Source organism: Leptothoe sp. EHU-05/26/07-4, assembly GCF_043421015.1.
In the GTDB taxonomy this organism is placed as follows: domain Bacteria; phylum Cyanobacteriota; class Cyanobacteriia; order Phormidesmidales; family Phormidesmidaceae; genus Leptothoe; species Leptothoe turfae.
The window spans coordinates 1,092,373-1,112,596 of the sequence record NZ_JAXSQV010000002.1; the positions used below are offsets into that span (position 1 = coordinate 1,092,373).

At 44.0% G+C, this 20,224-nt stretch carries 14 protein-coding genes; 10 read left to right on the plus strand and 4 right to left on the minus strand.

Annotated elements, in window-relative coordinates; all coding sequences use genetic code 11:
- Window positions 1–101 precede the first annotated feature (101 nt).
- The 7 genes from U2F10_RS06445 to U2F10_RS06475 all read left to right on the plus strand — a co-directional run bounded on the left by U2F10_RS06445 (window position 102) and on the right by U2F10_RS06475 (window position 8,662).
- Window positions 102–2,360, plus strand: a complete 2,259-nt coding sequence (locus tag U2F10_RS06445; RefSeq protein ID WP_499871367.1) for a Tex family protein — start codon at window positions 102–104, stop codon at window positions 2,358–2,360.
- Window positions 2,361–2,421: 61 nt separating this feature from the next.
- Window positions 2,422–3,795, plus strand: a complete 1,374-nt coding sequence (locus U2F10_RS06450) for a DUF4062 domain-containing protein (RefSeq protein ID WP_499871369.1) — start codon at window positions 2,422–2,424, stop codon at window positions 3,793–3,795.
- A gap of 34 nt (window positions 3,796–3,829) precedes the next feature.
- Window positions 3,830–4,675, plus strand: coding sequence for a macro domain-containing protein (locus tag U2F10_RS06455; protein WP_499871370.1), 846 nt, complete (start codon window positions 3,830–3,832; stop codon window positions 4,673–4,675).
- A 100-nt stretch (window positions 4,676–4,775) separates the two neighbouring features.
- Window positions 4,776–5,300: a hypothetical protein gene (locus U2F10_RS06460; protein ID WP_499871372.1), complete on the plus strand. Its 525-nt coding sequence runs from the start codon at window positions 4,776–4,778 to the stop codon at window positions 5,298–5,300.
- A gap of 314 nt (window positions 5,301–5,614) precedes the next feature.
- On the plus strand, window positions 5,615–5,854 hold the full coding sequence (locus U2F10_RS06465) for a hypothetical protein (RefSeq protein ID WP_499871373.1): 240 nt from the start codon (window positions 5,615–5,617) through the stop codon (window positions 5,852–5,854).
- Between the two features lie 183 nt (window positions 5,855–6,037).
- On the plus strand, window positions 6,038–6,604 hold the full coding sequence (locus U2F10_RS06470; RefSeq protein WP_499871375.1) for a Uma2 family endonuclease: 567 nt from the start codon (window positions 6,038–6,040) through the stop codon (window positions 6,602–6,604).
- Between the two features lie 450 nt (window positions 6,605–7,054).
- Window positions 7,055–8,662, plus strand: a complete 1,608-nt coding sequence (locus tag U2F10_RS06475; protein ID WP_499871376.1) for a glycosyltransferase family protein — start codon at window positions 7,055–7,057, stop codon at window positions 8,660–8,662.
- 318 nt (window positions 8,663–8,980) lie between these two features.
- On the opposite strand, the gene U2F10_RS06480 is transcribed toward U2F10_RS06475, so the two are convergent.
- Entirely contained in the window at window positions 8,981–10,585 is a 1,605-nt protein-coding gene (locus tag U2F10_RS06480; protein WP_499870936.1) for a DUF6399 domain-containing protein, read from the minus strand.
- Window positions 10,586–10,815: 230 nt separating this feature from the next.
- Here U2F10_RS06480 and U2F10_RS06485 point away from each other — a divergent pair, with 230 nt between their 5' ends.
- Both U2F10_RS06485 and U2F10_RS06490 read left to right on the plus strand, forming a co-directional pair.
- Window positions 10,816–14,106 carry an NACHT domain-containing protein gene (locus U2F10_RS06485; RefSeq protein WP_499871377.1) on the plus strand — a complete coding sequence of 1,097 codons (3,291 nt, stop codon included), beginning with the start codon at window positions 10,816–10,818 and terminating at the stop codon, window positions 14,104–14,106.
- A 251-nt stretch (window positions 14,107–14,357) separates the two neighbouring features.
- On the plus strand, window positions 14,358–15,266 hold the full coding sequence (locus U2F10_RS06490) for a TraB/GumN family protein (RefSeq protein WP_499865476.1): 909 nt from the start codon (window positions 14,358–14,360) through the stop codon (window positions 15,264–15,266).
- 10 nt (window positions 15,267–15,276) lie between these two features.
- Here U2F10_RS06490 and U2F10_RS06495 read toward each other — a convergent pair whose 3' ends face one another.
- From U2F10_RS06495 to U2F10_RS06505, 3 genes are all read right to left on the minus strand, one after another.
- Complete coding sequence (locus U2F10_RS06495) at window positions 15,277–16,992, minus strand: WD40 domain-containing protein (RefSeq protein ID WP_499871379.1); 1,716 nt, start codon at window positions 16,990–16,992, stop codon at window positions 15,277–15,279.
- Window positions 16,993–17,454: 462 nt separating this feature from the next.
- Window positions 17,455–17,757, minus strand: coding sequence for a hypothetical protein (locus tag U2F10_RS06500; protein WP_163670787.1), 303 nt, complete (start codon window positions 17,755–17,757; stop codon window positions 17,455–17,457).
- A gap of 160 nt (window positions 17,758–17,917) precedes the next feature.
- A complete protein-coding gene (locus U2F10_RS06505) occupies window positions 17,918–18,817 on the minus strand; it encodes a response regulator transcription factor (RefSeq protein WP_163670788.1) in 900 nt (299 codons plus the stop codon).
- Window positions 18,818–19,516: 699 nt separating this feature from the next.
- On the opposite strand from U2F10_RS06505, the gene U2F10_RS06510 reads away from it, so the two are divergent.
- Window positions 19,517–19,822, plus strand: coding sequence for a hypothetical protein (locus tag U2F10_RS06510; protein ID WP_163670791.1), 306 nt, complete (start codon window positions 19,517–19,519; stop codon window positions 19,820–19,822).
- The last annotated feature ends 402 nt before the right edge of the window (window positions 19,823–20,224 follow it).

Here is a 20,224-nt window from a genome sequence, read left to right on the forward strand (position 1 = left end):
CTGGGACAGCATCTGTAGTTTCACGGTATAGCAATTAAGGACGATTGGGGGCAAGTATGACTCGCTATAATCATGGCGACTTATTTTCTTAGAAACTCCCTATGCAGTTTGCTCCCGTCATTGCCAAGGATCTATCGGTTCGACCCGCTCAAGTGGAGGCAGCGTTAGAACTACTGGAAACGGGGGCAACGGTACCGTTTATAGCCCGCTATCGTAAGGAAAAGACGGGGGAACTGGATGAACGGCAACTGCGGCAGATCGAAGAGCAGTTTGCCTATCTGACGGAGCTAACGAACCGCAAGCAAACGGTGTTGGAGTCGATTGAAGGCCAGGGCAAGCTGACGGATGAATTACGCGATCGCATCCAGCGTTGTACCAGCAAAACTGAGCTAGAGGACCTTTACCTGCCCTATCGGCCTAAACGTCGTACCCGTGCCACCATAGCCCGTGAAAAAGGTCTAGAACCGCTAGCCCAGCAGATTGCTCAACTCAATAAAACTGGCGAAGCCGTGAAATCGCTGGAAGATCTGGCGGCTAACTTTATCACGGACGATGTGCCCGATGCAGCAACAGCGTTGCAGGGGGCGTCGGATATTTTGGCAGAGGGCGTTGCAGAGCAATCGGATCTGCGGGCCTATGTGCGGCAGACGCTGCTAAAAACGGGGGTATTTAGCTCGAAAATTAAGCCGGACTATCCCGAGGGCAGCACTAAGTATGAGATGTATCGCAAGTATGAATGTGCGATCGCAAAGCTTGCTCCCCACAATTTGCTGGCCCTGCTGCGGGGTGACAAAGAAGGCATCCTTAAGGTTAATCTCACCGGTGATGAAGACCAAATTCTTAACCATTTAGAGACTAGCCAGATCCGCACTAAGCAGGCCAAGGTGCGACAGTTTTATCAAACTCTGATTAAAGATGCCTTCTCTCGGTTGATGAAAAACTCTCTCACCAATGAGGTGATTGCAGAGAAAAAAACCTGGGCCGATGGCGAATCGATTGATACGTTTGCGGTGAATATCAAAAACCTGTTGTTGGCAGCCCCAGCAGGGATGAAGCCAACGTTGGGAGTGGACCCTGGCTTTCGCACCGGCTGTAAGGTGGCAGCGATTGATGGAACTGGGAAGTTTCTGGAGTATAAGGCGATCTTTCCCCATACGGGTAAACAGGAGAGTGCGGCAAAGATTCTCTCAGAGATGATCTCTCGTCACAATATTCAGCTGATTGCCATTGGCAATGGTACTGCTAGCCGAGAGACCGATGCATTTGTTGCGGAGGTGATTAAAGGTGTAGATCCAAAGCCGATTAAGGTGATGGTGAATGAGTCGGGGGCATCAATTTATTCAGCCAGTGAGGTTGCGATCGCAGAGTTCCCCGATCTCGATATCACCGTGCGCGGTGCCATCAGCATTGCTCGACGACTGCAGGACCCGCTGGCGGAACTGGTAAAAATTGAGCCCAAGTCCATTGGTGTCGGGCAGTATCAGCATGATGTGGACCAAAAACAGCTCAAGCAAAAGCTAGATGCCACAGTGGAAAGCTGTGTGAACTATGTGGGTGTGGATTTGAATATTGCTTCCCGCGAATTACTCACCTATGTATCGGGGGTTAGTTCGGCCATTGCCAATAATATTGTTGCCTATCGCAATGAAAATGGGGCGTTTAACAATCGGCGACAGTTGTTAAAGGTGGCAAAGTTAGGGCCGAAGGCCTATGAGCAGTGTGCGGGCTTTTTACGCATTCGGGATGGAAAGAATCCGTTGGATAACACGGCAGTGCACCCAGAGAGTTATGACATTGCTACAACAATTTTGAAGGATAAAGGAGTGGATGGGAAAAAGGGTTTGAGTGATTTGAACCTGGAGAATCTGGAGCTGCAACGGTATGTGACGGATGCAGTTGGTTTGCCCACATTGCGGGACATTGTGGAAGAGTTGGAGAAGCCAGGGCGGGACCCGCGAGCGGAGTTTACCTATGCGAGCTTCCAGGAGGGAGTAAATGAGATTTCAGACCTGAAGGAAGGCATGGTATTGGAAGGGGTGATTACCAACGTGGCAAACTTCGGAGCGTTTGTGGATATTGGCGTGCATCAGGATGGGCTGGTGCATATTTCGCAGTTGGTGAATCGATTTGTTAAGGACCCGAAAGAGGTTGTACAAGTGGGTCAGGTGGTGAAGGTGAAGGTAATGGAGATTAATAAGGAGTTAAAGCGGATTGGGTTGAGTATGAAAGCGGTGGATGGTGGTGCAGGGAAGGCGGCACCAAGGACAAGTAAGAAGCAGGCAGTGGAGAAGGCTGCACCAAAACCAGCTAGTTTGGCGGATTTGCAGGCAAAGTTTAGTCGTCCGAAACGGAGGAAATAAATAGATTTCTAGTTTATATTTACAGGGTTCCAGTCTGAAAACTTACGTCAGAGCAGTTTCAATGCAGCAAGTAGAAAAGCTCAAGATTTTTCTTGCCTCACCAAGTGATGTACGTACTGAGCATAAGCATGTAACTTCAGTAGTAGGCGAACTTAATAGAACGGTTGCTGGTCCTAAAGGACTCGTACTTGAGGTTGTCAGCTCAGATAATGCTTTCCCCGGCTACGGTAAAGACGGTCAGGCCATACTCAATGAGCAATTTGGTAGAATGCATGACTATGAGCTGTTCATCGGAATTATGTGGAATCGAATTGGAACACCGACTCCACGAGCGAAGTCTGGAACAGTGGAAGAATTTGCTAGAGCAGTTAAATCTTTAATTCGCAGAAAGAAGCCTGATGTTTGGTTTTATTTTCGACAATCGCCAGCCAATCTCGATACGCAAGAAAAGTTGAAACAAAGAAGCGAAGTCTTAGCTTTCAGAGACAAATTTCGAACAAAAGGGTTATTCCGAGAGTATAAAACTCCTGCTGATTTTCGTGATAAGTTACGTGAACACTTAACTTGTTGGCTGAATCAACGAGAAGAAAAGACACCAAAATCTCGCTCTAAAGGCGCGACTCGAAAAACTGTTCAGTTAAAGTCCACAAAGAAATCTAGCAATACTCGTGGTAAAGCAGCAGCAACGCCTAAAAAAACATCTGCCGCTAGACGAAAAACCTCACAAAGTACGGTAGCTGTAAAGAGCCCTTCGAATTGGATAATGCTTGATGGAAAATTTTTCCAGGCCAAGTCAAGTATTACAGATGCAGATCGAAATATTCTTCTTAAAATTGCACCCAGAAATACAGAACAAGCTGCTGTACTGAAAGCACATTATTCAGCTAATTCATTTAGCCAAAGGTACACTTCGTTTTCCGATTCCAATGAAGCTGGAGTTATGACAGTTTCCTCTGTAACGACCGAATCAACTGCTGGTAAAAGTATCTTTAATATTACATTGACTCCAAATCAGCACTCGCACAGTAATTCTCTAATGGATATGGGTTTCAATGGTTATACTGCTGACCAGATTGCTGAGTTGCGTGCCCGTCTAATTCTTCTAGGGGAACCACTTCCAAAGAATATTAGCAATTATTTTCCTGTTAAATACACTGACTCTGATAATCATTCAATTACCCTTGACAAAGGAGTTTTTCCACAGCTCTGGAAACAATTAAATACACAATCAAAACTTTTCTTGCCAAAGGCTTGGTTATGGGCAGTTTACAACCTTAAGATGTGCGAGATAGTCGAAAGTGTTCTGATCTTAGAGTTGGGGCCTATCAAAAATAAAACGATGCCTATTAGGTTTCGAGGAACAAGAAAAAAAATATACGCTAACAAAAATCCTACCGTCCTTGAAGTTACAGGGAATTGTACTCTCAGTAGTTAGAGGCTAGTTAATTAATCTACTAGTGTAATAGGTGATGTTTCTTAAACTGTTAATCTCTGTCAAACTTCAACGTGTAGGAATTACGTTTGCGAGTATTTTTGGTTTGATATGGTTATTTTTAGAACCAGCAGGCCTTTTTCTACCCGAGTTATTAGATTGGGGATGGTGGGGGTATCTTGGACTTGTTACTTTATCTTTACTATTTGCAGTTATTCTTAATTTCCCTCGTCGATCAATTTATAGATTTTTATCTTCTCCAGATACAAAAGTGGAAATAAAAATTGGTGACTTATTCGATGAATCTGGACATTTAGTGATTGGTGTCAATGATGTTTTTGATACAGAGTTAGGAGAAGTAATAAAGCCATCTAGTGTTCAAGGGCAATTTCTGACACGCATATATCAAGGTGATCGGCAGCGTTTAGATACTGAGATAGATTTAGCACTAGAGACCCTACAAGCTGATAGGATACGAGAATTTAATAAGAGGAAAGGTAAACAATGGCGATATCCTATAGGTACAACTCTCACGTTGGGATCACCAGATAGACGATACTTCCTGAATGCATACGGCTACATGAGAAATGACTTGAAGGTTAAATCTACGGTCGATGACATCTGGCAATCTCTTAGTTTTTTATGGGAGCAAGTGCGAATAAAAGGGCATGGCTTACCAGTTGCTATACCAGTGATTGGCTCTGATTTAGCTCGTACAAATCTTCCTCGAGTAGCATTGATAAAGCTAATTGTTATTTCATTCGTTGCTGCTTCAAAGAAAGACTTCGTGACAACAAAATTGAGCGTGATAGTTTATCCTCAAGATCTAGATACTGTAGATTTTCAGACATTAGAAAGTTTCTTAGACTCAACCTGTTTCTAGAGCGCTTAAATTCTTTTAACCATAAGTTTTGTAACACCTTTAGAATCTTATGAGGCAGCCTTAGCAAACACTCAAGACTATTGGGAAAAGGTGAACTAAGATGGCATGGGTATTTGGTCTATCAGTAGATTGTGGTCCGAACAAAGATACAGCTGAGCTATTCTCTGCACACTTTGATGCTGTGTCGTGGACTCTATCCAACAATACCCAGTCCCAATGCCACACCACGATTTTTCAAGATATCGATGATAATTGGTGGTGTCGCGTTTGTCCTGACGGTTTGAGCGAAATAGGTATTGAATCCCCCGACTCTGCTTATCTCATGACAGAACGCGGGATTTTTCTCTATCAGCATCTGAAGTCTTCTCCCACCTATCGCTTTGCTCTAGTCGGTGTCGAAGTAGACGAATTTAGAACCCATAATGAGTTGCTAGACGATGCGACTGATCTAGATTGTCCAGGCTTAGTCCTATCAGAAACACTCTGGCGATCAATTGACCAACCCTCAACATTTCGACCATTTAGCCCAGGCTATGTTTGGCGGCCCTATGAAGGCGAAGTCTATCAACCTCTCGTAGTATCGTCTAAATTGCAAGAACAAATGAATACCTTGCTAGCAGCTTAGAAGAGAAATGAGTGTTTTCCAAGTTAAATATGGCTCTCAAAAACCTTGATAACAGGCCGTTAAAGACAGCTTGACGAAAGCCTGGTTGCCGTTCTAAGGTAACTCAATGCTGCCAGTGCAGCTGTTCTACTAGAACCTAATACTTAGCACCATCGGCAGGTGTGGCGACACCTAACCGATGGCTACCCGCGGATTCCAAAGCAATCCTTGGGATGGGGTTATTATGCCTCAACCCCTGCGATTTGCCACACATTTCGTGGGGGCTGAGGAATTAGGTTCTGGCTTTCCTATCGTTTCTCTGGAGAACCAGAACCATGTTTCAAGACCCAAACCAGGACGCATTAGCGCTCACCAATCTACCTGATCCACTGCCAGAATCCTCCTATGAAACAGGACGGCATCTGCTGCTAGGGAGTTTGCATTTTGTGCAGACCACCATCAAGCTGCTGCATAGACTCAACTACACCGACCCCAACGACTGGAGCCGTCCGCTACCCACCGGACGCCCTAATGAGGTAATGGCAATTTTGACCAAAAAGGTGAAGATTAGCTAGGGTTTGGAGGCTGAGCGATCGCACGCGAGATCGCTCGGTCAGTTTTTTAAGCAAACAGTTGTTTGCAACAGCAGCGCTATAATATTTTTGTACCAAATTGCTCAGGTCGTGGTAATAGTTCAGTTAGCAGTTGCCCAAGTCTGTCAGCACCGTTATCCATTGCTTAAAGGCAGGTGATATTCCATGGTTCAGCTCAAACCACGATTTCAAACATTTGAAGACTATCTCGCCTACGACGACAACAGCGATAAGCTATACGAGCTGTTTAATGGAGAATTAATTGAGTTGCCACCAGAATCAGGGTTGAATGTTGAAGTTGCTACCCTTTTGCTTACCCTATTTGTAGCTAAGGTTGGTTATCAAAGAGTTCGGAGTCATGGGTTGGAGTTAGAGGTCTATGGGGAACCTAAAAACCGATACCCTGATTTAACTGTGATTCGTGGAGAGCACATTGAACAGCTCAAGCAGCGGAACACCATTCGATTATCGATGGCTCCTCCCCTTCTGGTAGTTGAGGTAGTTAGCCCTGGAGCGATTCAGCGAGACCGTGATTATATCGCTAAACGAATCCAGTATGAGGCAATTGATATTCCTGAGTATTGGATCGTAAATCCTCAGGAGAAAACGATTTTAGTGTTGGAATTGATGGATGGTTCTTATGTTGAGAAAAATCTGTTGAGTGGGAACGATCATATCTCATCGTCCAATTTTGGTGATCTGTCGCTGACGGTCGCAGAAGTATTGCCTTAAATGAAACTGATTAGAGACTGAATAACTTGTTTTTTGCAAGCATCTGCATTATGGGAGTGGATACTATTGTTACGACTCTAGCAAGATATTACCAAACTCTTTATTGACAAGTCTCTAACATCGGTATTCGTCTGAAACAAAAGTATAGACGTCTTAGTTAGTTAGGTGAGCAGGTCCTTTATTAGCTACATAAAAATAATCCGAATAGCTTGTTCATAATTAACGGAAGCTATCATAACGATTCATAAGCTCAATACATAAGAACGAACAATTTTGCTAGCATTGCCTCAAGCTTTGTCAGTATATTTCCCTAACAACATTGTTGTCCTTGACACAAATCCCGCAACGATTGCCAATTTAGTGGTTCCCAATTCACATCGCGTAATCTGATCGATTCGCAAAAACAACATGGCACGGCTGTTCTAGCACAATCTCGCAGGACACCTCCTTATGAATAGTCTCCGGGGGAAAATCGCCTTCAAATGGAGCGAACTCCTATTGGGTGTATTCGCAATTGCACTATGGTTATGGATTAGCCATGATGGCCGACTGCACTGGGATGAACCAGGCTATCTCTACACAGCCGCCTACATACCCTGGCAACAGATTCTCTACGAAGGCTTTGAACCCAGCGGTATACCAGGCTTTAACGTTTCTCGCCTTGGCCACATAGCAATCATGAAAGGGATCGCCGCATTCCATGGGCCAGGTCTGGATTTTGTTAACTCGGTCATAGTAGTCTATTTGCTAATGCTTGTCGCTCTAGCTGTAACCGGATATCTCACCCTGCGGTTACTCATGCCCGGTGCCAAGGGACTAGGTCAAGCAACACTTCTCTCCCTCTTTGCACCAATGACGGTGTTTCTCGCCTTTAAGACCTGCCCTGATATACCCGCTCTTTTATTTGCTGCCCTTTCCTGTCTCTTTCTACTAATGTCACTTGAACACCAAACGTGGCTCAGGTGGCTAATACTTTCCGCTATTTTCCTTGCACTCACTGGGTTAACCAAACACGTTCACGCATGGATATATATTTCATTCGCCGCAACTATTCTGCTCTTTGGCCAATATAAATGCTCATTACGGAACGCCATCTTGCGCATCGTCGCCATTGGCATTGGCTCCTTAATCCTCTTTGGCCTAACGCTATTTGTATTAAAAATTCCCCTTAGCCAATTTTTAGAATTTATGGCAGTGGCCAATCAGCAAACTAAGCCACTGGTCGCTAAGCTTTTTCAGCTATCGCTCACCTATGGTTTATTTTTACTAGCTCTACCCCTAGCGTTACTCAACCCTAACCGACGCTGGAAATGGTTTATGGTCGTCTGGCTTTGTCTAGCAACAGTACCATTCCTTGTAATTCTTTCACGATTGGAAACCCGATATCTGACCCTCAGCGTTATCCCTTTGGCTGGCCTGGTGTGGTTAGCCCTCGATACTCTAAAGATATGGGCCAATCGTATGCCTAAACCCAGTTATCGAACCCTTTGGGCGGCTGGCATGGTGAGTATTATCGTCAGCGCAGCCCTGATCCAACCCTTAACCGAGCACGAAGTCAGGACCGATCAGTTCGCAACAGCTATCGACAAGATTCAGCTTGACGCAGGTGACCAGCCATTTTCTGTTCTAGTCCCTTGGGAATATGCAGATTTTCATTACCTGCGTGTTGCCTACCCAGAGCTAAGTGTCTTTAGTGTCTATGAAAACAATAACCTGACCCCAGATGAGTTGATTGCTTGGCAACAATTTCAGGATAAATACTACGATGACCGAGTATTGCGCACGCTGGATGGAGTTAATGCTCTACCGGGATTAAAATACTACATTGGATTTGAGTCAACATTTTCAATTGAAAATCTCAGACAGATGCTAGAGTCTTTACCTCTGGGAAATTTCAACGAAAAAATATCAGCAAAGATCCAATCGATATCCCCCTTGAGACAGCTTGAGAAAAGCTGGATGTGGAACCATTCTGCTGTCAACATTCAAGCATTTAGTAGGGTGGGCCACTATCAAATTTTTAGAGTAAGCCTATTGCCACAGTCAGACTCGGCTTAACTGCCTGCACAAAACTAAAGACCCAGGTTGGGGATGTAGATGGGGGGATGAGTGATGGGGTAATGGGGTGATTATTTAGTGCAAGCGCTTTAACTGCCTGTGCTGGAGTGGTAGATTACTCTCGCAGTCGTTTTTCACTGGCTAAGCCGCAATTGATTTCTCTCTATCTTGGTCCTGTTTCAGGCTTCCATTTTTCGTGCTGCTGGTCTAAGAGCACTACAGTTTCTATTGACCTATCAGAGGACTATTACTATCGGCTTGGGTGCGATCGCAATTGCCGGTTTCTGCCAACAGGGTCTACAGAAATGGGGTAACAACTTAAGCCGGGAAAAGTTCTGCGTGTAACGGTTGTATCTGATGTGCTTTATATGACCGTCTAGGCATTGGCAGCTCATCAATCGTACTGAGAATCCATTCAAATAGGTCCGGAAAAGGCTGTCTAAAGAGTCGTTGTGCGGCGGTGGTGCCATCGGGTCGTTTCAGGTCGAAATTGTGAATAATGGTAAGCACCTTCAACGACTGATGAGAAAAGCCTCGGTTGACATGATGGCGCTGCGACAAATAGCCATTGCGCCCTTCGACAGCAGAGGAGGTGCGTTGATACTTTGCACACATCCACTGACACCACTGCACCCAGTGTTGGTGTTGAGGGGCATCCATCTGTAGGGTCATCGTCTGGGCCATGAGCTGATCATAGGCATCGCTAGCGGCCTGTTGATAGCGAGATTTGAGGTGAGGCTGTCGAGTTTTATCAGCTTGTTGTAACCAGTAGACCCAGGGCAACAAGGCTGTCAGTACCCAATTTTGGAGGTCAACCTCCTGAGTTTCAGTGGCTAAGGCCTGGATCACCCACTGCCACCAGGCATGAATCCCCGTGGCAAAATGGGGGATCTGAGCTTGAAAGGTGGCAATCGCTTTTTGAGCCGTATCGCCCCCATAGAGACAAGTCAACTTGCTCAAGGTGCTCAAGGGAACGGTCAGTTGTGTGGTTAAGCCGTCGAAGAATTGCCATTGGGCCGTGTCGAGCGTGAAGGGATGGACCGCTTGGCTAATGTCTGCCAAGGCCTGATGGTAAATGTGTTGATCTTGTTCAAGCTGTTGGTGTTGGTGAGAGAGGGACTCTAGCTGCGAAGACAAGACCTGTTGCTTGGCCTTGTCTGTTGTTTGGCCTAATTGGTGGTGAAGGGTGTCTACTTGTTTTTCAAGCTGAGCGAGTTGACGTCCCAGAGCACTGCCGATAGGACGTCCGAGCGCCCGCATCGCATGGAATAGATCCGCCACACTGGCTGTTCCCAGACCGCAGAGCGCTAGTTTGACCAAGGCACGAGCTCCATCACTGACCATAAAGTGACACTGCCATTGGGTCTGATGCCACCAGGTCTCAGTCTGTTTGAGCCAAGTGTCATAACGGCGGTTCTCACATTCCACTTCTGTAAAAATGAACCCACTGGCTAACTCCACCAGCACCAGAATCGGCAGGCCAAAAAAGGTTTCATCCCCTCCGAGACAGATGCCAGGTTTGTTGACCGGTTGGCACTGCTCGGCTTGCGCCGTTTCGTAGGCCATTATGGCCTCATAGAGACGGTGTTTGAGTTGACGTAGCGCACTCGCAGAACTCCCCACATGGGTATCGAGGTGAACGGCTTTGAAGAACTCCGATAGGCTCTCGGCTCCTACCCCGTGCTTAATGCCAAAGTGATAGATCACCCCCACCACCAGACGTAATAGCCAGGCAGTCCCAGCCGCAGTTTCCCACAAACCTGATTCCGGATGCTGGTTGCGACGTGCAATGGCCTGATGATGACGATGCACACTACTTTTGCTGATGCCAAGGGTGGTTGCTATCGACTCTATCCCTTGCTTTGCATTCGTTTTGATACAATCGGCGACTTTTTGACTGCGCTCTCGTATAGTAAGAGACATCGTTCCCAACTTTACTTTGCATGGGTACGATACATGGCTCTGAGCATTGCTGCAGAGCTCTTTTTCTGGTCTTTGACTGAGGTGTTTATTTATACACACCTGAAAGCTGTATTTATTTCCCGCCTTAAAGAGTTACCCCAGAAATCGGCTTAGGGTCTGGCACAAATACTACGTACATAACCCAGAACTATATAGAACTATAAGTCCTGTGAGTGTGTTCGTCTATTGCCATGACTACCCCAAATAATCCATTTCCTGGGCTACAGCTATTTTTATCGAAATTTGGCACCAATATTGCGATGTCTAGTGGCATCGCCGCAGCACTGATCTGGAGTAAGAAAGTATCCAATTTAGACATCAGCGAGGTTTTCTTTTTTTCCTTCACATCAGCAATTTTTCTAGAAATTCTCAAAAACCTCTTTCAACGTTTCACAAAAAGACTAGAAACAAAGCTAGGAGAAAAAGTAGACTCTCTGGCAGATTACCTTTTTGACGGAGTCAGCTTATTGATTCAACTGTTACGCTATCAGGCTCCGCTAAGGTTTATAGATCGCTATCAAAAGTTTGTACAAACCCTTTATGGTGATTTTGAACTCCCCGGATCTAAGGCCAATCTTGCCTTTAACTGTGAGCTAGAAGAAGTCTATATCTCTTTTAACTTCTCCTATGACGATTACCACAAAACCCCCATACGCCCAACCGATGAATATGGTCTATCTGCCATTTGGCAATCGTTGACCAGCAGAGGGGGCACTCGAAAATATCAACCCATTATGATTACGGGTAATCCTGGTGCTGGTAAAACCACCCTGCTTAAGTACCTGCTATTGGCCAGTTCAGGCGTAAAACGCACTAAGGCCACCCGTAAGTTTAGGCGATTAATTCCCGTTTTTTTACCCCTTAGAGAAATCACTTCAACTATTTTGAGTGATCCATCTCAAAATTTGGCAACATTGGTCGAAACCCAGGAATCCATTCAAACATTGAACCCTGCGTTGGGATGGTTTCATCGCCAGTTAAAGCGAGGGCGTTGCCTGGTAATGCTCGATGGCATGGATGAAATTGGTAATGAACAAGACCAAGCAAAAATAGGACACTGGATTTCTCAACAGATTCGATTATATCCAGATTCAGCGTTTATCGTAACATCTCGTCCTTTTACAGATCGCAAAGAGATCATCAAAGGAATTACAACATTTCTCGAAATTCGCTCGATCAACTTCAAACAGGCAGAGAGGTTTATTCTTTCATGGTATGAGCATCACGAAGAGATGAAAAGTCAGGGCGCTAAAAACAAAAGAGATAGAGCAGCCACTGTCGTCAAAGCTCATCGTAAAGCCAATGAGTTGATTGTTAGGATCAAGCGAAATCCCTACCTTTTTCAGCTGACGAGTACGCCATTATTACTCATTATGATCATCACCATCTATGAGAATGGGTACGAACTGCCTAAATCACGAGGAGCACTTTATAAAGAGATTTGTAAAGTGATGATCGAGCGTCGCACTGTTTCTGAAGGACAGCAAAAGAGCATCCAACTAACCGCTGATCAAACGCTTTTAGTGCTTCAGGGTTTAGCCTTTGAACTAGTAATGAAAGAACGACTACTGTTCTCGCTTGAGGATCAGACTATTCAAAGCCTTGTACGCAAAAGCTTAAATGAGTGTCCAGGGGGTGAAAAAATTAGTGTTGAAACCTTCATTTCCTACGTCGTCAACGATGTTGGTCTACTGACCTTAAGTGATAAAGTCGGCTTCTATGAATTTAATCATCGCTGTATTCAAGAATATTTAGCCGCTTCGATGATTAAAAATAAACGGTGTGAGCATCTTTTGATTGCGCGTATTTTACATGCATGGTGGTCAGAAACCATTCGTTTATATGCGGCCCAAAGCAACGCAACTCGCATTATTGAAGAGGCTCACAAATTAGCCACATCAGGCACCAAGAGTGTAGTGGCTTTCAAACTTGTCTATGATTGTTTAGCCGAAGCTATGCAGGTTGACTTGCCGTTGCGGACACGGTTAGAGAATGCCCTAGATACCCATTTAAATTCTGATGATCCAATATTGCGCACTAAAGCCGCAGAGGTAAAAATAGTTCAGCGGTTTGATCGGTTGGTGCCCGTTGCCCGTAACCTGGAGATTGATCAAACACATGTCATGGCTTGTGAATATCAATTGTTTATTGATGAACAGCGCAGATCAACAGGTGCTGCTCATCAACCAGACTATTGGTTAAAGCCTGTTTTTACGGCTGATATGGCATTGCAGCCAATTATGGGTATTCGGCCTCAGGATGCGACTACATTTTGCACCTGGCTGACGCAAAAATATGGCCACGGCAATTTTGCGTTTAGACTACCAAAAATCACTGAAGAAGTAAGTTTTTTTCAGGAGAGACTAATCCAGCAACAGTCATCTGGCGGCTGGTGTACTCAAGATGACATCTGTCAACTAGCAAATATTAATCTAAACCAAAGTAAAGCCTGGAGACATGCCATTAACCAACAGCTATCCCATCAGATTTACTGGGCACAACAACTTAAAACACAAGTCTCCAGAACCATAGATGTCTGTCTAAAATATCAGCAGATGGATGGCAAGGCTTTTTTCAATCTCATAGAGTTGCTGCCCCATAACAGGTTTAGCTCTCACCACACTACCAGACTCGGGCTTGATGTAACCACTGTTGATAACCTGATAATGGCCTTAAAGCTTGTCACCAGCATCTATCAGAAAATCCAAAGAGCACGCACCGAAGCCAAAGGTTATGGGATCTCTCAACAGAGGAAAGCTATTCTGGAGTTAGCCAGTTGGACCGATCAGAGTCCTATTTTGAGGCACTATCAATTAGGGAATACCTTTCGTCAGTTTGAGAAAAGACTTGGTTTGCACGATTATCCTATTCGGGACTTAGCATTTAAAGTTGTCAAAACTGTTTTAGCAATACTTATTGAGTTTTTGACGTTGACTGAGCATCATATAGTGGCACGTATCCGTGACCTAAAAACAGCTTGGACATTATGTGAGGAGGGCATATCTATAGAGCTACAGGACATGTCTAAATGCACAGCCATTGGTCAAATACTGCTTGCTGATCTCAAAAAAGGGTGTACGGGTACAAAGCAGATGCCTAAGCTACTGAAGCAATTAAGTGGCAATGAGATAGGGCTTATACATCTCATGTATCCTAAGTGGATTACTCACGTTGAAAACGACTTTGAACAAAGCTTTTCACGACAGTTTGCCTCCCAACGAAATGTCATGAATACGTGTGCCCATTTGCTGATGGCATCATCTATGTGGTATTCCTTGACAAAAGCTCATCCCCTGGGTAAAAACACTCAAATTATTAAACAACTAACCCAGAACAAAAAACTATCTGACATGAGCTACCTAAATAAACGTAACCAGGCACTTAAAGCATATGTGTTAGCCATGCTTTTAGAACAACAAATTCAGGGAAGACTATCTCCTTGGGGCAGCATTCGCATCGTAAGAGAGCGAATTTTAGACTAAAAGGTTATCACTGGGAGAGCTCTAAAATTTTTACTAGACACCCCACTGTCTTACTCAGGGCGTACATTCGTGCGCCCTTTAAGCTCTGGATTCGTCATCACTATCCTACATAAATGCATGACGATAACGCCAGAATTAGCGATGCCGTACCATCCACTAAACCTTAATCTATAATGACACTTAGTCTCTATGTGTGTTAGACCTGGAAAATTGCACAGCTTATCTATGTTTAAACTTCAAATACAGAAGCCATGAACATTAAAAGTCCTTTCTCTAGAACTTGCCTGACAGCAATGCTGCCATTGGCTGCTTTTTTCAGCTTAGTACAACCAAGCCAGGCTGAAGATAAGACCTTCCTATGGGAAATTGAATCCCCTAACAACACGGTGTATCTGCTTGGTGCCATCCATCTTTTAAGAGAGACGGATTATCCCTTGGCTCAGCCTATTGAAGCTGCATTTGAAGATGCCGAAACCGTTGTTTTTGAAGTTAACATTGGTGCATCCGAAAGCCCAGAAACTCTACAAACCTTTTTGGCAGCAGCAGCACCCGATAGCCCAGATGAAGTCATCTATAACGCCCTCGATGACGAGACCTATCGACTAGCACAAGAAACAGCTACCGCCATAGGCCTGCCCTTCGCTGGATTTAACAACTTTGAACCTTGGGCTTTCTTCATCAACCTATCGGTTTTCAAACTCTTACAGCTAGGCTTTGAGCCAGCCTATGGCGTAGATACCTATTTCTTCAATGAAGCGAGCCTAGCCAATAAAAATGTCTTAGCCTTGGAAACCATTGAAGAACAATTTGGGTTCTTAGACGATATGCCTCCGTCTATCCAGGCAGACCTCGTTAAGCAAACCATTTTAGAATTAGATGCCTTAGAAACCGTAATGGGTTCAATGATTTCAGCCTGGAAATCAGGTGATGCCCCTACATTTGAAAGTTTGATACTAGAGGGCTTTGCCGGTTTTCCTGAGGCCTATGATGCTCTGCTGGTACAGCGTAATCAGAACTGGATGCCGGACATTGAATCTTATATTAATCAACCCGAAGACTACTTGGTGGTGGTTGGTGCTGCCCATTTAGTCGGTGACGATAGTGTAGTTCAACTGCTACAAGATAAGGGGTACACCGTCCAACAAACTGGCAACAACTAATAAATATGCCTTAAGTCTGCTGCCAAATCTTAACCGTTGTATCAGCACTGCTGCTTACAATCACTTTGCCATCTAAGCTACAGGCAACGGAGCAGACAGCGGCTTGATGCCCTGTTAGAGTATCAATATTTTGTCCAGTGCTTGCATTCCAAAGCTTAATTGTTTGATCGTAGCTACCACTTACAACAATCTGATTACCTGTACTAAAGACTAAGGAACTTACAGCAGCAGTATGACCTTTGAGTTCAAACAGTTTTTTCTGGCACTGACGATTCCACATCACAATTTTGTCGCCGCTACCGACTGCCAAAAGAGAACTCTGGCGGCTTAAAGCTACAGCTCGATTAGGTTGGCTATCAATGGAGAAAGAACGAATTAATTTGCCAGTTTTAGTGTGTCGTATATGCAGCTGATTACTGTTTCCTCCATAAACCATGGCTTTGCCATCCCACCCCATGGCTAAAGCTAAGATTTCTTCTGGATAGTCCTTAAGGGCATAAATTTCTTTGCCAGACTTTAAGGACCACAGACGCACCGTTGCATCTTGACTCGTACTGACTAAAAACTGGTTATTGGGGCTAAATGCTAGGGCCGTAACCGTAGCTGAATGTCCCGAGATTAAATTACCAAACGAGCGCAGTAATTCCCCTGTGCGCATATCCCAAAGTTTGATGGTGGTATCGGCACTACCACTAGCGATCAATTTACCATCCCAACTAACCGCAACACAGTGAACTGCTTGACTATGGCCACTGAGGGTTCTCAGTAAACTGCCGGTCTTGACGCTCCACAACCGTAGGGTTTTATCGTGGCTGCCCGTGACTAGTTTTTTTCCGTCTCTTGCGATCGCAACAGCAGAAACATCCCCCGTATGGCGCGACAACGTATGAATACACTGCCATCTAGACAAAGATCTAGACGTTGAATGAGAGGACTTTCTCGGTGAGGACTTTCTCGGTGAGGACTTTCTCGGTGAGGACGATGGCCTCGATGAGGACGATGGCCTTGATGCTGGTTCCTTAGCTTGTTGCTCCAAGTCGCGCAGGCGTCTAAAATCTGCATTAGCCTTATCGTCATAGCCTCGACGAAAGTAGGCCTGGCTGCGATACCGATAGGCTTCTATATGGTTAGGATTAAGATGAATGACCGTAGTGAAATGTTCAATCGCAGCTCCATATCTTCGCGATTTGAACTGAAGCACCCCCCGTTGAAATGTACGTTCAACATCAGGTCGGCCATTCACATCAGGGTTTGAGGATGGGGCTGACGACATTTGCTGTTTGAGCGTAGCCACCTTTTCAAAATCGGCTTTAGCTTGCAGGCCTAAACCGAGCTGTTCTAAGGTAAACGCCCTAGCCTGATACGCTTGTAAATAGTTTGGCCTTTTGCGAATAGCTTGGTTAAAACTCTCAACCGCTTGTTTACGTTTACCCGCTCGAAGCAACCCAATCCCCTCTTGATAATGCTCCTCAGCGCTGGGAGGACGTACTGAGATTTTAGTACTTACATTTTTTAATGTATCCCCATAGGGAGAATGAATAAGCTTGTGGTAGGCTTCTTTGATTAACTCAAATTTCTCCCGTGCCTCTGGCAGTTGATCTGGCTTTTTAGAAAATTTATCTGGATGCCACTGCTGGGCTAAACGGCGATAAGCTCGTTTAATATCTTCTTTTGTGCTGCCTGGCTCTAAATTGAGCACGTCATAATAATAATTAAAGCTTGTCATGAGCTTAAAAGTGCCTAATTATTTTATTCGCTAGATGATTCCGCTCAATAATAGAGAGAAGACTAGGTCATTTAACAACAGTTATTCCCGAGATGATAATTCGGGCATTGCTGATCTTCAGCATGAATCTACCTATTAACTGTAGGCTATCAACCCGTTTAACAGATAGATTTATTCTCTAAATCAACAACGACTGAATCCGAGCTACCCAGGGACATGGAATCTAAAGACAACGATAATGTAGTAAGTTTGGAGTCATGCTAGCAAATCTTAGACTTATCTGGGACAGCCATCACCTAATTTTGGCAAGCCTCACACCCTTTTGACAGAGCTTTATAGGATATCCTCACATGAAAAAAGCCCTGACGGTTGCCAGGGCAAATGCTCAATGCACATCTGCTGAGTACTTACCAGGCTTTGTAGCGAGCGCCGCGATAAGTCAAATAACCGTAATGACAGCCTCTAATCATTAACAATAACTGAACCAGCAATCTCTTCTACCGCAGGTAGTCCATTGCTAAACGCACCACGTGCCCCTGTTGCCAATGATCGAATATATTGCCCATCAGCTGGTACATAGACACACTGCATCACAGTCATCCCGTCCATCTCAGCCTCCAGCAAGTAACCATAACCACCTGCAAAATCCACAGACTCTTGCTTGACAATATTGACTAATGAGAAGCCTCTAGTACCGCGTAAGAGATGCTCCGATATATCTGTGGTATTTTGCCCATACAGAACATTTTGACCTCTTTCAATCATTACTAGTGGCCTCATCCCAGATGGGCCAGTGGCCTCAAACTATGGTGACGATGCACCAGCCAAATAGCTGCATTTAAGTCTCCTCGTAACTGTGCCACATCCTGACGGTTCTCTTACATTTCCTCTAGGCCCCTTTTATACAGAAAGTTTTGCCTAAAGTCTAGCGCTTAAAAACGGTATTTGATGAAGAGAGACTACTCAGGGGCACCATGTTATCAGCCAGTGTCTGATTGGGTTTACAGCCATATTTCTTTAACATAGCCAGAACACGTTTCTCTCTGATGGGTTTATGCAAAAATCCATACGCACCAACAAATTTGGAGCGCAACCGATCAATAATGCCATTATTATTGGTTACGATGACAATTGGCGTCTTCTTGAAACCCGTAATACGCCGAATCTGAGAACATAGCTCATAGCCATTGGCCATGGGCATAACTAAGTCCAGAAAAATAATCTGGGGCTTTAACTCCAATAATTGCGGCAAAGCTTGTAGAGGATCAGAAATATTAACGTAGCTGTAGCCCGCATTCTGTAGAATCTCAGACATCACCTGACTATCAGTCGGATTGTCATCCACATAAACAACTGGTGTAGAAGATAAGGATTTCTCCAGACTCATCTTCTTTTGTACAGAATCAACTGTTTGAGGTTGCAACGGAATAGGCTGCACCGTACTTGCCTTTCCCTGAGGAGAATCTGAAGAAGATAACAGAATTTCAATTCTTTGTAAAAGGTGCTTGAGGGAAAGAGGCTTCCGATCATAGGCATCAAAGCCGGCTTGAATGAGCAGTTGCCCATCTACTGATCGCTCTGCTATGACAATAACCGGAATCAGCCACGTGGCTCTAGATTGCTTCAGATTTTTAATTAACTGCCACCCATCTACCACGGGTGCATCTAGGTCTACCATCACCAAATCTGGAGCTTCGGTCAGCGCCAACAGGAGACCGTCATCGCCTCGATTGGTTGAAACTACGTCATATCCATATATATTAAGCCCTTGTTCAAGTGTCTGATAGTCTGACTCACCATCACTTATAAGTATTATTTTGACCATGAAAACAAATTATTTTTTTTCAGGTAAAAGCCCAACGAAAGGCTTTACATTCTATATAAAGATGGCAATAACTCTATTTGCTCTCAACAAGACATATTTTTGATCTATCAAAAGAATGATCAACCAAATAGAGTCAGGGTCTGCCTTACGAGAATCAGCCTAGCAACATCTCCAAGCAGTGTAAATCAATTTACAACAGACCGTTTAGCTGAAGAAATATATCCCAAATACTCTTGCGGTAGAGCCCAGATGAGTACTGCCAATGTCCCCAAGGGGACCACAACTATCAATTAACTCATAAGAACAATCAAATTTAAACCATATGATCAAAATATTAATAATAGGAGAATAGGAGACTTTTATTCAGTAGATGAACCTTAGCTAAGGGTTCAAGTTTGACTAAGTCCTTTCCGGAAAAATTGGCTTAAGTCTATCTTTTCTATAAGCATAAGAATATAAGTTTTGAAAATAACATTACGGCCATTGATACTAAAGATTCATGTTGTACACGTTTGAACTCGCATAAAAACTTTGATAAGCTCTGGTTTAGCCAAATAAAACCCACAAATCGAGCCAAACACTTATTCTATGCATAGATAAAAAATATAGTTTTTTAGAGTGAAAATAGTCGTCATTTAAGACTAAATAACCTATGGTTTGGCTAGTTATTAGCAACTATGTGACACTAACCAATCCACAATGCAAACTGTAAAAAGAACCAAAATAAGGAAATCAGGTATAGACGAGTTTATGGACAAGCCTTTGAGCCCTGCCGAGTACTGCGCTAAGTGGGTTCCTGAGATGCATAATATTAAGCCCACTGAATATGGATACAAGGGACTTTGTATTAAAGAGCTGCATCGCATTACTGGCTATTCTGAAAAGACGATCAAGAATTGGGGTTCTAACTTTGAACGAGCACCTCAAGTTGCGAGCCGGCTTTGCACAATGGCAAATATTTTGAATCAAACATGCTTAGATTGGTCATACTTTGCAGATAATTAATATTTTATTTAAATGGCATTTAAATAAAATATCTGGTCACCAGTAGCGACCAGATTCTTTGTATTTCTCATGAGAAATCAGTTGATTATTTGATGTTTTTCATGAGAATTTTCTCACAAAGAATAAGGCATAGGAAATTATTTTAATACATAAGAAACGTTGGTAACTTTTGATTTTCTATTAGAATAAATTATTATAACTTTTCAGGCTATACAACTAAGGTATAGTCTGAAGATCAGCTAGCATCCTTGAGCAACTTAGCCACGGTCAGACATGATGGGCACATCTATCGTGATTTATGATGTCTAGCATTGTTGCTCCTCAAAAGACTGAAATCTGAACCATCATAATTTAGGGGATCCTATAGTTCGATTTGTCTCCTTAACCAGCACTGGCGGATAC